This is a genomic window from Paraburkholderia sp. BR10937 (genome assembly GCF_040965695.1).
Lineage (GTDB): Bacteria > Pseudomonadota > Gammaproteobacteria > Burkholderiales > Burkholderiaceae > Paraburkholderia.
Genome location: NZ_JBFRCL010000151.1, coordinates 1 through 926 on the forward strand (window position 1 = coordinate 1; position 926 = coordinate 926).

The 926-nt window shown below is 67.4% G+C and carries 1 protein-coding gene; it reads right to left on the bottom strand.

From position 1 onward, the window contains the following. Positions 1 to 926, bottom strand: a 926-nt coding sequence (gene hutU / locus AB4Y44_RS42390; RefSeq protein ID WP_368702814.1) for a urocanate hydratase, incomplete at both ends; no start/stop codon positions are given.

Below are 926 nucleotides of genomic sequence, written 5' to 3' on the forward strand. Positions count from 1 at the left end.
GCCATCGACTCCTTCGCGACCTTCACGATGCTTTCCGGCGCGACCTTCTGCGCCTCGCGCCACTGCTCGACCGTCCAGCCCTGCGGCAGGTAGCCGTTGATCGGGTCGTGCGCGCTCGTCTGGTCCGTCACGCAGTCGGGCGTGATGCCGCGCTTCACGAACTCGGCGAACACGTCGGCGGCATTGCCGAGCAGGCCCACCGAAACCGGCTTGCCTGTGCGCTTCGCTTCCTCGACGATGGCCAGCGCCTCGTCGATGGTCTTGGCCTTGCGGTCCACGTAGCGCGTCTTCAGGCGGAAGTCGATGCGCGTCTCGTCGCATTCCACCGCGATCATCGAGAAGCCCGCCATCGTCGCCGCGAGCGGCTGCGCGCCGCCCATGCCGCCGAGACCGCCCGTGAGGATCCAGCGGCCCTTCGGGTCGCCGTTGAAGTGCTGGTTCGCGACCGAATAGAACGTCTCGTAGGTGCCCTGCACGATGCCCTGCGAGCCGATGTAGATCCAGCTGCCCGCCGTCATCTGGCCGTACATCATGAGGCCCTTGCGGTCCAGTTCGTGGAAGTGTTCCCACGTGGCCCAGTGCGGCACGAGGTTCGAGTTCGCGAGCAGCACGCGCGGGGCGTCCGCATGGGTGCGGAACACGCCCACGGGCTTGCCCGACTGGATCAGCAGCGTCTCGTCCTCGTTCAGGTCCTTGAGCGACGCGAGGATCTGGTCGAAGCACTCCCAGTTGCGCGCGGCGCGGCCGATGCCGCCGTACACCACGAGCGCATGCGGATGCTCGGCGACTTCGGGGTCCAGATTGTTCTGGAGCATCCGGTAGGCGGCTTCCGCCAGCCAGGTCTTGCAGACCTTCTCGCTGCCGCGCGGCGCGCGGATCGTGCGGGTAGGGTCGAGGCGCGGGTCGGTGAAGTTCGGGTGGTTCAT